Annotated in this window: 15 protein-coding genes; 9 read left to right on the top strand and 6 right to left on the bottom strand. The window is 28.1% G+C overall.

Annotated elements, in window-relative coordinates; translation table 11 throughout:
* The 4 genes from ACTTA5_RS07305 to ACTTA5_RS07290 form a co-directional block, all read right to left on the bottom strand.
* Positions 1-260: dephospho-CoA kinase (locus tag ACTTA5_RS07305; RefSeq protein WP_440649091.1), on the bottom strand; the 260-nt coding region annotated here is incomplete at its 3' end.
* Complete coding sequence (gene aroE, locus ACTTA5_RS07300) at positions 253-1,047, bottom strand: shikimate dehydrogenase (RefSeq protein ID WP_440649089.1); 795 nt, start codon at positions 1,045-1,047, stop codon at positions 253-255. The genes ACTTA5_RS07305 and aroE, both read right to left, overlap by 8 nt.
* Entirely contained in the window at positions 1,044-1,631 is a 588-nt protein-coding gene (locus ACTTA5_RS07295; RefSeq protein WP_440649087.1) for a Maf family protein, read from the bottom strand. The genes aroE and ACTTA5_RS07295 overlap by 4 nt, the downstream gene beginning before the upstream one ends.
* On the bottom strand, positions 1,621-2,448 hold the full coding sequence (locus ACTTA5_RS07290; protein WP_440649085.1) for a pyruvate, water dikinase regulatory protein: 828 nt from the start codon (positions 2,446-2,448) through the stop codon (positions 1,621-1,623). The genes ACTTA5_RS07295 and ACTTA5_RS07290 overlap by 11 nt, the downstream gene beginning before the upstream one ends.
* Positions 2,449-2,715: 267 nt before the next feature.
* On the opposite strand from ACTTA5_RS07290, the gene hemE reads away from it, so the two are divergent.
* From hemE to ACTTA5_RS07245, 9 genes are all read left to right on the top strand, one after another.
* Positions 2,716-3,717 (top strand): uroporphyrinogen decarboxylase, encoded by a 1,002-nt coding sequence (hemE, locus tag ACTTA5_RS07285; RefSeq protein WP_440649083.1) that lies wholly within the window; start codon positions 2,716-2,718, stop codon positions 3,715-3,717.
* Positions 3,718-3,720: 3 nt separating this feature from the next.
* Entirely contained in the window at positions 3,721-4,713 is a 993-nt protein-coding gene (hemH, locus tag ACTTA5_RS07280; protein WP_440649081.1) for a ferrochelatase, read from the top strand.
* A 3-nt stretch (positions 4,714-4,716) separates the two neighbouring features.
* Positions 4,717-5,151 carry a protoporphyrinogen oxidase HemJ gene (gene hemJ, locus ACTTA5_RS07275; RefSeq protein WP_440649079.1) on the top strand — a complete coding sequence of 145 codons (435 nt, stop codon included), beginning with the start codon at positions 4,717-4,719 and terminating at the stop codon, positions 5,149-5,151.
* Positions 5,152-5,216: 65 nt separating this feature from the next.
* Positions 5,217-6,485, top strand: coding sequence for a transcription termination factor Rho (gene rho / locus ACTTA5_RS07270; protein WP_440649077.1), 1,269 nt, complete (start codon positions 5,217-5,219; stop codon positions 6,483-6,485).
* A 59-nt stretch (positions 6,486-6,544) separates the two neighbouring features.
* Positions 6,545-7,876, top strand: coding sequence for a tRNA uridine-5-carboxymethylaminomethyl(34) synthesis GTPase MnmE (mnmE, locus tag ACTTA5_RS07265; protein WP_440649075.1), 1,332 nt, complete (start codon positions 6,545-6,547; stop codon positions 7,874-7,876).
* Positions 7,877-7,993: 117 nt separating this feature from the next.
* Positions 7,994-9,865 (top strand): tRNA uridine-5-carboxymethylaminomethyl(34) synthesis enzyme MnmG, encoded by a 1,872-nt coding sequence (mnmG, locus tag ACTTA5_RS07260; protein WP_440649073.1) that lies wholly within the window; start codon positions 7,994-7,996, stop codon positions 9,863-9,865.
* Positions 9,865-10,518, top strand: coding sequence for a 16S rRNA (guanine(527)-N(7))-methyltransferase RsmG (locus tag ACTTA5_RS07255; protein WP_440649072.1), 654 nt, complete (start codon positions 9,865-9,867; stop codon positions 10,516-10,518). The genes mnmG and ACTTA5_RS07255 overlap by 1 nt, the downstream gene beginning before the upstream one ends.
* 10 nt (positions 10,519-10,528) lie before the next feature.
* The gene (locus ACTTA5_RS07250; protein WP_440649070.1) at positions 10,529-11,323 is read left to right on the top strand and encodes a ParA family protein; all 795 of its coding nucleotides are present in this window, start codon (positions 10,529-10,531) and stop codon (positions 11,321-11,323) included.
* Positions 11,323-12,162 carry a ParB/RepB/Spo0J family partition protein gene (locus ACTTA5_RS07245; protein WP_440649068.1) on the top strand — a complete coding sequence of 280 codons (840 nt, stop codon included), beginning with the start codon at positions 11,323-11,325 and terminating at the stop codon, positions 12,160-12,162. Before ACTTA5_RS07250 ends, ACTTA5_RS07245 begins: the two co-directional genes overlap by 1 nt.
* Here ACTTA5_RS07245 and holA read toward each other — a convergent pair.
* Complete coding sequence (gene holA / locus ACTTA5_RS07240) at positions 12,146-13,147, bottom strand: DNA polymerase III subunit delta (protein WP_440649066.1); 1,002 nt, start codon at positions 13,145-13,147, stop codon at positions 12,146-12,148. The two genes, ACTTA5_RS07245 and holA, sit on opposite strands and share 17 nt — an antisense overlap.
* On the bottom strand, positions 13,140-13,586 hold a 447-nt coding region (locus tag ACTTA5_RS07235), incomplete at its 5' end, for a hypothetical protein (protein WP_440649064.1). The genes ACTTA5_RS07235 and holA, both read right to left, overlap by 8 nt.

The following is a 13,586-nucleotide window of genomic DNA, read 5'->3' as shown; positions in this document are numbered from 1 at the left end:
CTTATTTCTCTGTGAACAATTTCTATTATTTGTTTTAAATTATTTTTATTAGATAATATTGCATTTGTAATTTCATTTTTGTTTATTGGGAAATTAGAGATATATTTTGGTAATTTTTTTTTTAATTTAGCAAAAATTTTTTTGTCTTTTTGGTATAACTTTGAAACTTCATAATCGGCATTGAAGACTGGATATCCAAAATTATTTGCAACGAATGTCTTTCCGGATCCAATATCTCCAATTATGGCTATTCTAATCATTATCTAATAATTTAAGTGTTTCTTTATTAATTGTTGGTTCAATTCCATGCCATAATTTAAACGCCTCAAAAGCTTGATAAATAAACATTAATTTACCATTTTCTATTTGATTACCAGACTTTTTTCCTTCTTTTAAAAAGTTAGTTTCGGTTGGATTATAAATTACATCATAAAATAATTTGTTCTTAGAGGTATTTAAATAATCTAAATTTATACTTTCGTTTTTTAAGCCTAAACTTGTGGCATTGATAATAACATCGTAACTGATAGCCATTCCCCATTCTAAGATATCAATATTATTAAATTGATTTTTTAAATTTACGGCTTTTTCCTTTGTTCTATTGCTTATTGTTATCTTTGAAACATTCATCCTATTTAGTGCAAAAATTATTGAGGGTACTACTCCTCCAGCTCCCAAAATTAATATTTTTTTATTTTCAAAATTATAATTTGTATTTTGAATTGCTTTTTGAAATCCAAAGATATCGGTATTATGTCCAACTAAAAGATTATTATGAAAAATAATAGTATTTACTGATTGTGTCTCTTTAGATTCGGGGCTTAATTTATCTAAATAAGGTATTACTGTCTTTTTAAAAGGTACAGTAACATTACATCCTATTATTTTTTGTTTTTTTATTTCTTGAATAAAATTTTTAATTTCAGATTCTTCTAATTTTATTTTGTTATAATTAGCATCAATATTATTTTCCATTAACCAATAATTGTGCAATTTTGGTGATAACGAATGATCTATTGGATTACCTATTACTGAATATCTCTTCATTTTTGTAAAGCTAAATATTCTTTAATTTTTTTTATGGGTAAACCCATTATTGTATCCTCATCACCTTCTATACTGCTGAACAAATTTCTACCCTCCCCCTCTATCTGATAAACATTGTAAGCATAAAGATTTTCATCTGATATCTTAGATAAGTATTCTTTCAATTCTGAATCTGAAAAATTTTTCATCGTTAATATTGCTTTGTCAGTGTAATTCCAAATCATTGAGCCATTTTTTGAAATACATACAGAACTTATTAAAAAATGAGATTTGTCGTTAAGTTTTCTTAATATTGTCATTGCCTCTTCTCTACTCTTAGGTTTTGATATTAACTCTCCATCTATATCAATAACACTGTCAGCCCCAAGAACTATCTGGTCTTCATTTTTAATACTAACTTTATTTGCTTTTAATTCTGCAAGGTTTTTTGAAATAATTTCTGGTGTTGCTCTTTCTTTAATTAAAGCAATTTTAACAACATCCTCATCAACATTCGATGGCTTTACAATACTTACTATATTATTCTTATCTAAAATATCTTTTCTAACCTTACTTTTTGAAGCAAGGATAATTTTATTTTGCATTATTTAAATATATTTCGTGAATTTTTATAATTGAAGCAGCAGTTTCTTCAACAGATTTCCTTGTTACATCTATTAAGGGCCATTTATATTTCTGAAATGTTTTTTTTGCTTCTAGAACTTCTTTTTTTATACTCTCTAAATTAGTGTAATCCATACTTTCTGTTTCCTTTAATGAATTCATTCTATTTTTTCTTAAGTCTGCCAGCCTTTCAGGCTCTGTGCTTAATCCAACCACGCAAGTTTTATGAGGATTTTTTTTAAGATTTTCAGGCAAAGAATTTTCGTTAACTAATGGGATATTTGATGTTTTGAACCCTTTGTTTGCTAAATATATAGATGTCGGTGTTTTACTGGTTCTGCTAACCCCTACAAGTATGATATCAGATTTTTCAACTTCATTTATTAAGTTTCCATCATCATGATTCATAGTAAATTGAATTGCCTCAATTCTATCGTAATACTCGTCATTTAAGACGTGTTGTCCGCTAGGTTCATGGGTAGCTTTTTGGTTTAAAATTTTAGAAAAATTTAAAATTAAGTTACCTAATACTCCAAAACAAGGGATCTTTTTTTTTTCACTTTCGTTTGTCAAATATTTAGCAAGGTTATTATCTACAATAGTATACAAAATTATCGAATTTTCATTTTTTTTAGAATCTTCTAAAATTTTTAAAATTTGATTTTCTGTTCTTGTAAAAGAGTAAGAATGAACTTTATAATCTATATTTAAAAATTGTGCTTTAAGAGCTAAGAATATTCTATCTAAAGTTTCGCCAGTAGAATCAGAGATTAAATAAATTTGATATGTATTACTCATAAATAAATTGTTAATAAATGTGTATTATTTTAATTAAATTATACAATTTTAAATTTCTCCAATAACATCTGTAAAACATGACTTTTATTAACAATAATAATAAATAAGCTAAAACAATCCACAAAAATTGAGATAATCAAAAAAGCTTCATTTTAAACAATTTTAATCATTAAACATGTTGGTAAGTTGTGAAAATAATGTTTATAAAAAATAATCTTCTTTATTCACAAGATATATTAATACTACAATAATTTATAAGATTTTTATATGAAACCTTTAAACAAAGTAATTATTAACAAAGACACTTCATTTAATCCTATATGGATAATGAGACAAGCTGGAAGATATTTACCTGAGTTTAGAAAAATCAGAAAAGACAATCCTGATTTCATTAATCTATGTTTAAATGATAACCTGTCAGCTGAAATAACATTACAACCATTAAAACGATTTGATATTAACGCTGCAATAATTTTTTCTGATATTTTAATGTTACCTTATGGTCTGGGTCAAAAAGTAAGATTTGAGAAAAATTTTGGTCCTAAATTAGATAGTATAAATTTAAATGAGATAGCAAAATTAGATGAAATAGATTTTGTTGAAAAAATATATCCTGTTTATAAAGCGATTAAAAAAGTAAGCTCTGATCCACTTGTAAAAGATAAAAATACTATTGGATTTGTTGGTGCTCCATGGACTCTTCTGGTCTATATGATTAATTTAAAATCACCAAAAAAAAATTTAAATAAAAATTTTTTTAAAGATGAATTTTTAATAAATAGAATTTTATTAATTATAGAAAAATTTTTGAAAGTTCACATTAAAAATCAAATAGATAATGGAGCAAACATCATTCAAATTTTTGATAGCTGGGCTGGTTTGTTAGAAGAAAAAGATCTTCCAAATTATATTTACACTCCTACTTTGAATTTAGTAGATTATGTTAAATCTTTAAAAGTACCAGTAATATGTTTTCCAAGAGAGATCAAAAATTATAAAGAATTTTGTGAGATAGTTAAACCCGATGCAATAAGTATTGATTATAATGTTAATCCTAAAAAAATACTTAAAAACATTAAAATTCCTGTACAAGGTGGTCTAGATCCTAAGGTTTTATTAACTGATTATGACAATTTGAAAAAAGAGACAAATAAGTATTTGGAAATTTTTAAAGATCATCCATATATATTTAATCTAGGGCATGGTATTCTTCCAGAAACCAATCCAGAAATGGTCGAAAATTTAGTTAACATTGTAAAAAATAATTAGACTATGGATAAAAATCATCCACCAATAAAGTATGGGAAAACAGGGGTTCTGATAATTAATTTAGGTACACCAGACTCAACGAATTGGTTTGATATTAGAAAGTATTTAAAAGAATTTCTGTCAGATAGAAGAGTGATCGAAGTAAATCCTATGATTTGGCAAATAATTTTAAATTTATTTATTCTAACTTTTAGACCTTCAAAAACTGCTAAGGCTTATAAGGAAATTTGGATGAAAGATGAAGATATGTCTCCCCTTCTATATTATACAAAAAAACAAAGTGAAAAAATTTCTCAGTTATTACAAAAAGAAAATGTCGTTTTAGATTTTGCAATGAGATATGGAAATCCAAGTATTAAAAGTAAAATAAATAAATTACACGAGATGGGATGTGAAAATTTAGTTGTTCTTCCTCTTTATCCTCAATATGCAGCAGCAACAACAGCAACGGTTTGCGACGAAGTTTATAGAACACTGATGAAAATGAGATGGCAACCTTCTCTAAAAATAATACCACATTATGAATCTAATCCTCTATACGTAGAGGCACTAGTTAATTCAATTAATAAAAAAATTAATGAAATTGATTGGAAACCAGACCTAATCATAGCTTCATACCACGGTATACCAAAAAAATATTTTGATAAAGGGGACCCGTATCATTGCTATTGTCGTAAAACAACGAGACTTATTTCAGAAAAGTTTAATTCTATAAAAATTAAAACTACCTTCCAGTCAAGATTTGGTCCACAAGAATGGCTTCAACCGTACACTGACAAAACATTAGAAAATTTACCCAAAGAAGGAATTAAAAATATCCTCACAATTTGTCCAGGCTTTTCATCTGATTGTGTGGAAACGTTGGAAGAAATATTAATTCAAGGAAAAGAAAGTTTTGTAAATGCTGGAGGAATAAACTTTGATATGGTTCCATGTTTAAATGACAATGATGACCATATTATTTTATTAAAATCTTTAATTGAAAAAAATATTTGATGAATGAATACTTATTTGCTTTTTAAGTCCTTGCATTTAATTGCTGTTGTTTCCTGGATGGCTGGTCTTTTATATCTTCCAAGAATTTTTGTTTATCATGTTGAAAACAAAGAAAAAAAAGAAACCACTGATATTTTTATTTTGATGGAGAAGAGACTATACAATTACATTATGCGTCCTGCTATGTTGCTAACATGGGCTTTTGGATTAATATTAATTTACTTAATTGGATTCGAAGTTTTTTCAAATTTATGGATGCAAATCAAATTGGTGTTGGTATTATTTCTATCAATTTATCATGAATATTTGGGCAAATGTCTTCAAGCATTGAAAAATGAAACAAATTTAAGATCTTCTAAATTTTTTAGAATTATTAATGAAGTACCAACTGTAATTTTAATTATTGTTGTATTTTTAGCTATTTTTAAGCCAATCTAGGGTTGAAATAACAAAAACAGTATATATATTATACGTATCGATAAGTCCTTATCAGCAAACTAATCATGAATATCCAAGAACTCAAACTTAAATCATCTGAACAGCTAATTACACAAGCAGAAGAGCTTGGTATTGAAAATGCTAGCACACTTAGAAAACAGGAAATTCTTTTTGCTATTCTAAAAAAAGTTGCAGAAAAAGAGGAAATAACAGGTGTTGGTGTCTTGCAGTTACTGCAAGATGGGTTTGGTTTCCTTAGAGCAATGGAGTCTAATTATCTTCCCGGACCGGATGATATATATGTTAGCCCAAGTCAGATTAGAAGATTTGGTTTAAGAACCGGAGATACTGTTGAAGGACCAGTTAGAGCTCCTAAGGAAGGTGAAAGATATTTTGCATTACTACAAGTTAGTAAAATAAATTTTGAAGAGCCAGAAAAAGCAAGACACAAAATTGCATTCGATAACTTAACGCCATTATATCCAGACAAACAATTGGTGATGGAAATTGAAAAAACCAAGGTAGAAAAAAAACCAGACCTCACCCCAAGATTAATTGATCTAGTTAGTCCAATCGGAAAAGGTCAGAGATCAATAATTATCTCACCACCAAAAGCGGGCAAAACTATGATCTTACAAAGTATTGCAAACTCAATAGCCAAAAACTATCCAGAGTGTTATCTAATAGTTCTATTGATAGATGAACGTCCTGAGGAGGTAACAGATATGCAAAGGACCGTAAAAGGTGAAGTAATTAGCTCTACCTTTGACGAGCCAGCACAAAGACACGTAGCCGTTGCTGAAATGGTCATAGAAAAAGCAAAGAGATTAACTGAACATAAAAAAGATGTTGTTATCTTATTAGACTCAATAACAAGATTGGGAAGAGCATATAATGCTGTAATACCAAGTTCAGGAAAAGTCTTAACAGGAGGTGTGGATGCAAATGCACTTCAAAGACCAAAAAGATTTTTTGGTGCAGCGAGAAATATTGAGGAAGGTGGATCATTAACCATTATTTCTACCGCTTTGATTGATACTGGAAGCAGAATGGATGAGGTTATTTTTGAGGAATTTAAAGGAACAGGAAATAGTGAAACTGTCTTAGATAGAAAAATTGCAGACAAAAGAATTTACCCTGCAATTGATATAACAAAGTCCGGAACAAGAAGAGAAGAACTTTTGTTTGATAAAAATGATTTACAAAAAATGAATGTGTTGAGAAGAATAATTGCCCCAATGGGTACTATGGACGCAATAGAGTTTATAAATTCAAAATTAAAAGACACAAAAAATAACGCTGAGTTCTTTAACTCAATGAACAAACCAGCATAAGAATTTTTTATAATATTTTAAGTTTTACAGCGATGTTAATTTGAAGATATAATCTTCAAATGACAATTTATGCTTTATCTACCGGGCCTGGTGTTTCAGGTGTTGCAATTGTTAGAATTTCAGGAGAACAATCTTCAAAAGTAATCAAGACTCTTACAGGTAAAAAAGTTCCTCAGCCAAGAGTGGCAACATTAAGAAAAATCAATAAAATCAACACTTCTGAGCTGATAGATGAGGGTATAATACTATGGTTTCCTGGACCTGAGAGCTACACAGGTGAAGATATGGCTGAAATTCAAGTCCACGGTAGTAAAGCCGTGGTGGACGCCCTTCACTCTTCTATTTCTCAAATTGAAAATTGTAGATTAGCAGAGCCAGGCGAATTTACTAAACTTGCGTTTCAAAATGGAAAAATAAATTTATTAGAAGCAGAAAGTATAGCTGATCTAATTTCATCTGAAACAGAAATTCAAAGACAACAAGCAATTAAAATTATGAACGGCAAGTCTGCAGATCAATTTAATTTTTTAAGAGAAAAACTTTTAAAAATTTTATCTCATGTTGAAGCTAAAATTGACTTCCCCGATGAAGATTTGCCTAATAATATTTTGGATGAAATCAAAAATGATTCAAATGATGTTATCCAAAAAATTGAAAAGATTTTAAATGATCAAAAAGTTGGAGAAAGAATTAGAGAAGGTTTTAAAATTGCAATTCTTGGACCTACTAATGCAGGGAAATCTAGTTTAATAAATCATTTATCTAATAGAGATGTTGCAATTGTTTCTGAAATAGCTGGTACTACAAGAGATGTTATAGAAACTCATCTCAATATAGATGGTTATCCCGTAATAATATCAGACACCGCCGGAATAAGAGAATCTAAAGATGAGATAGAAAAAAAAGGTATTAAATTATCTTTAAATAGAGCTGAAGAAGCAGATTTAAAGCTTGTAGTGGTAGATGCAAAAAGCCTTGATTTTTCTGATGTTTTGAAGGGTTTGTTAGATGAAAATGCAATTTTAGTTATAAACAAGTCTGATCTTTTGGAAAAAGAAATTGATTCAGAAATTAAAAATATAAATCATGTTTTAATCTCAATTAAAGATAATAAAAATATTGATGAACTAATTTCAAAAATAAAAAATAATTTAAAAAATAAATTTATAACTAGTGATGATATTTTAATTACTAGAGAAAGACACAGACAACATTTGGAACAGTGCCTAGATCATTTGAATAACTTTAATCAAAAAAAAGAAATAGAAGATTTTGATAAAGCATCAGAAGATTTACGATTAGCCACTAGACATTTGGGTATGATTGTTGGAAAAGTTGATGTAGAAGAGATTTTGGGTAGTATTTTCAACGATTTTTGCATCGGTAAATAATCTCATATTTATCATGTTTTTTAGACATTTTTTATTAAGAATTATTGATAATTAACGCTTATTTACAAAAAATTAAGCCTGTCTTGTAAATTATTTATTCACATATAAATTCAACCTATGAAAAATGATTTGTCATTTGATGTAGTTGTAATTGGTGGAGGTCATGCAGGATGTGAGGCAGCCGCTGCTTCTGCTCGACTAGGAGTTAACACTGCCCTATTCACCCATAAAATAGAAACTATTGGTGAGATGTCATGTAACCCTGCAATTGGTGGTTTGGGTAAAGGTCATTTAGTTCGAGAAATAGATGCACTTGATGGTGTTATGGGAGGTGTTGCAGATAAATCAGGCATACAATTTAGATTATTAAATAGAAGTAGAGGTCCAGCTGTACGTGGTCCAAGAACACAATCAGATAGACTGCTCTACCGTAAATTTATGCAAGAAAAACTTATAAACTACTATAATTTAAGCATTTTTTCAGATCCTGTGATAAAGTTTATTTTTAATAATAACAATATAAGTGGTTTTAAAACTAAAGAGGGTAAAAAGGTATCATGCAAAAAGTTAATACTAACAACAGGAACTTTTTTAAATGGTTTGATACATATAGGTGATGAAAGAACACCGGCAGGTAGGTACGATGAAAAGCCTTCAACAGGTTTAAGTGAACAACTAGCAAAATATAATTTTAAAATTGGAAGATTAAAGACTGGAACACCTCCGAGGTTGGATGCAAGAACAATTAATTTTGAAAACCTTGAAGAACAATTTGCAGATGATGATCCTTATTTTTTTTCTTTCCTAACAAAAAAAAATTTAAACAAACAAGTGTCATGTCGAATGACTTATACCAATGAGAAGGTTCATAAAATTATAAAAAAAAATTTATCTAAAAGTGCAATGTACTCAGGCAATATAAAAGGAGTAGGCCCAAGATATTGTCCATCAATAGAGGATAAAATAGTAAAATTTGCAGATAAAGTTCGTCATCAGATTTTTTTAGAGCCAGAAGGGCTTAATGATCACACAATTTACCCAAATGGGATCTCCACATCGCTTCCCGTGGAAGTACAAGAAGAAATATGTAACAATATCAATGGTTTAGAAAATGTTACTATTATAAGACCAGGATATGCCATAGAATATGATTATATAGATCCACGTGAACTATTCTTGACCCTTGAAACTAAGAAGATTAGTAATCTTTATCTTGCTGGCCAGATTAACGGAACAACAGGATATGAAGAAGCAGCTGCACAAGGACTTATAGCTGGGATAAATGCAGCTTTATCTGTTAAAAATTCTGAGCCTTTTATTCTTGATAGATCTGATGCTTACATCGGAGTAATGATTGATGATTTAGTTACCAAGGGAGTAGCGGAACCCTACCGCATGTTTACATCAAGAGCAGAATATCGATTAAGTTTGAGAGCAGATAATGCAGATCAAAGATTAACAGCTAAGGGAATAAAAATTGGGTTAATTGGAGAAGAAAGAAAAGCTTTATACTTAGATAAATTCGAAAAAATTGAAAAAATTAATTTAAAAATGAGTAATTCTAGTATTTCACCATCTAAAGCAGAAAAATATGGAATTAAAATAGCTAAAGATGGAATATTGAGGTCATCAAATGAGGTGCTAACTCAAAAGAATGTAAATATGAGCAAAATTAGAGAAATATGGCCTGAAATACCCTTTTTTTGTAAAGAAATTGATGAACAAGTAGAAATTAATGCTCATTACAGGGGTTATTTAAAAAAGCAGAAAGCAGATATTTTAGCATTTAAGAGGGATGAGAACTTAATTATTCCTGATAAAATCAATTATGATGTGCTTTCAGGATTATCTAATGAGGTCAAAGCTAAATTTAAAGAAATAAAACCTAAAACTATGGGTCAGGCCCTTAGAATAGATGGAATAACCCCAGCAGCTGTATATATTTTGTTGTCACATGTTAAAAGAAGGTCTATTAAGCATATAGCTTAATGGATCAAGAAATTTTAAATTCTTACTCTAAACTTAATCATTTAAATGTTTCACGTGAAACATTTTTAGACTTTGAAAACTATATATCTTTGATTCTTGAAAAAAATAAAAAAATTAACATAATTGGTCAAAATACAGCATCAAAAAATTCAATAATTGAGCGTCATATTATAGATACTGTGCAAATAATTGATTTTGTTGATTTAAATTGCAATACAACTACAGATTTAGGTTCTGGAGCCGGTTTCCCAGGAATTATAGTGGCAATTATACTAAAAAACATGAAAAATAAAATGAATGTGCATCTTTATGAAAAAAGCTACCATAAAAGCCATTTTTTAAAAGAAGTTTCAGAAAAATTAAATTTAAATACAAAAGTTTTTCAAAAAAATATTTTTGAGATAAAAAATTTAGAGACAGGAACAATTATGTCAAGAGCGTTTAAACCTATGCCTGTTGTTTTAGATTTAGTTTATGAAAATTTTTCGAAATATAAAAATTTAATTTTTTTTATGGGCAAAAGTGGAAAAAAAGTTTTAGAAAATTCTAAAAAAAAATGGAATTTGGAATATATAGAAAAAAAAAGTTTAACAAGCAATGATTCATTTTTAATAAATATAAAAAAAATTAAAAAAAAAATTAAAAAAAATTGAAAAAAATAAAATGCAAATTATTTCAGTCATAAATCAAAAGGGTGGGGTGGGAAAAACCACAACAGTAATCAATTTAGCTGCTGGTCTGTCACAACTGAATAAAAAAATTCTAGTTATTGATCTAGATCCTCAGGGAAATGCTACTACAGGTCTTGGATTATCTAATATGGAAAACTCAAGCAATACAATCTATGGGGTCTTGAATGGAACTAAAGAAATTTATCAAGTAATAAAGAAAACTCAGTTTGAAAATTTGGATTTGGTAACCTCCAATGTTGACTTATCAGGTCTAGAGGTTGAAATAGCTGATGATTCAAATAGAGCTTTTATCTTAAAGCGCAAATTAGCCGCTTATTTAAATAATTCTAGTGGATCCTATGATTATATTCTGATAGATTGCCCACCTTCACTTAGCCTATTGACTGTTATGGCTCTTGTATGTTCAGGCTCGCTTCTGGTTCCTTTGCAGACAGAATTTTTTGCTCTTGAGGGACTAACGCAGCTTATGAAAACTATTGAAAGAATAAAAGTAAGCTTAAACCCAGAATTAAAAATCAGGGGTATACTTTTAACAATGTATGACAAAAGAAACAAATTATCTTCACAAGTTGAAAAAGAAGCAAGAGATTATTTTAGTGAAAAAGTTTACTCAACAGTAATACCAAGGAACGTTAGATTATCTGAAGCACCTTCGCATGGTATGCCAGTTTTAATTTATGATAAATCATGTCCAGGCAGTAAGTCATATTTTAGTTTTACAGACGAATTTATAAATCAAGAGTCAACAATAGGAAGTGCTGCTTAATGGATAAAATTAAAAAGGGTCTAGGGAGAGGTTTATCATCATTGATTGGTGAGGCTAAAGAAGAGCTAGAGAAAAATCAATTACAAATAAGCGATCTTGTTCCAAACAAGTATCAGCCAAGAAAAATATTTGATGAAAATAATTTAATTGATCTTACTAATTCAATTAAAGAAAGGGGAATGATACAACCAATCATTGTCAGAAAATCAAATGGTAGTGATGGAAAATTTGAAATAATAGCTGGAGAGAGAAGGTGGCTTGCTGCACAAAGAGCAGGTTTACATAATGTTCCTGTTGTTATTACTGAAGCTGACGATTTAAAATCTTTAGAATTTGCAATTGTAGAAAATGTTCAAAGACATGATTTAAATCCTCTTGAGGAAGCCCAAGGTTATAAAAGATTAATAGATGAGTTTTCCTATGATCAACAAAAAGTATCAAAATTTATTGGTAAAAGCAGGTCTCACATTACTAATTCTTTAAGACTTTTAAGCTTGCCAGATGATGTGATAAAATTAATTGAAACTCAAAAATTAACAGCTGGTCATGCGAAAATTTTAGTTGGTCTTGATAATGCTATTTTTGTTGCAAATAAAATTATTGAAAAAAAATTATCAGTAAGGCAGGCAGAAAATCTTGTTAAAATTTTTAAAACTAGAAAAAAATCTAAGACTACTAAAGATTCAAATATTATTTCACTTGAGCTTTCTATTTCAAATAAAATTGGCCTAAATGTCGATATACAAAATAATAAAAGAAATAAAGGTAAAATAAGTTTTGAATATAAAGATTTAGATCAACTTAACAAAATAATAGATATTATTAAGAATAATTATTAATTTTAGCAAAGTCTTCTAAAATAAAATTTATAATTAGACTTTTCGAGTTACTTATGTCTTTTTTTATTTCGAGTTCTATATCAAATATTTTATAAATTAATTTTTTTACTTCTGGTTCGGACCACTTTAAAATTTGTGTGCTTATAATTTCTCTTTCCTTCCAAAATATTGGAGGTTTAAAATCATTAATTGTTTGATTGAGGTTATTTGTTTTTGAAAAGTTTTTTGTTAACTGTAATAGCTTTTTAGCTTTAAATAGTAAGTTTCTAATAATTATAATACAATCTTCAGAGACATAGTTATTTTCATTCAAAATTTGTAATATTTTTTTTTTATTCTTTGCCAAATAATTGTTTGTAAGTTCATCAACGCTGTAGTTTTCAATTAAGTTGGTTAGTTTAAAAAGTACATCTGAGCTTATTTTTTTATTTGTAACTGAGTAATGCTCAATTTTTTCTAATTCATTTTTTAAAATTCCTCGATCTCCATTACACCTATTAACAACTGAATTTAAATCATGTGTAGAAATAGATATTTTATTTTCCGCTATAAATTTCTGTGAGATAGATAGTAGCGTTTTATTATCATCCTGATAAAACGGTATACAAATTAAATTGTTATCTTTTTCAAATAATTTTCTTAATTTCGATTTTTTATCAAGATTCCCTGCATTGAAAATAATTTTTATCTCCTCGTCAACTATTTCTACGAGTGTATTTGCTGCATCAACAATTTTATCTGTACAACCATTTATAATTATAATTTTTTTTTCATCAAAAAGAGATTTTGAGATTATACTTTCTGAAAATGACTGTAGGTTCTCAAAAACTTCTTTTTCATTATACTTATAAACATTTTTATTATTTAAACTTTTTATTATTTTATCTATTAACTCTTTTTTAGCCCCATCATTTAGGCCATATAACAAAAATAAATTATTAATTGATAATATTTTTTCATTTATTTCATATATTTTTTTAATCATTTATTTGTTTAATATTTATCAATTTTAAAAGTAATCTTTGTTTGATTGATTTTGCAAAATTATCTCTAATAATTTTTTCATATTTTTGCTGTTCGAAAGCGTCTGTTTTACTTTTAATTTTAATACTTTCTTTTATTGAAAAGGTTTCAGTATAATCTTGATACGTTGCTTTAAAATTTATGTTTACAAATATTTCAAGATCTGTTGTTTTGCCTGTAATATCTTTAGAAATAGTCTTGTTATCATATTTGCTCTCAATATCTAATTGAAATGTATTTTTTTCATTTATATCAAAGTATGGTTTTAACTCGTAGATTAATTTTTGATTTAAATATCTATCTCCTGAGTAAGTTGTTACATAGATTTTTAAATCGTCATTAATTTTATTGTTATAAACTGGGGAGTAGCCACAATGGTTTAGATTTAATAGTAATAATAC

The sequence above is a fragment of the Candidatus Pelagibacter sp. HIMB1521 genome, from assembly GCF_052047875.1.
GTDB lineage: Bacteria > Pseudomonadota > Alphaproteobacteria > Pelagibacterales > Pelagibacteraceae > Pelagibacter.
This window is presented reverse-complemented; position numbering and strand designations above follow the sequence as displayed.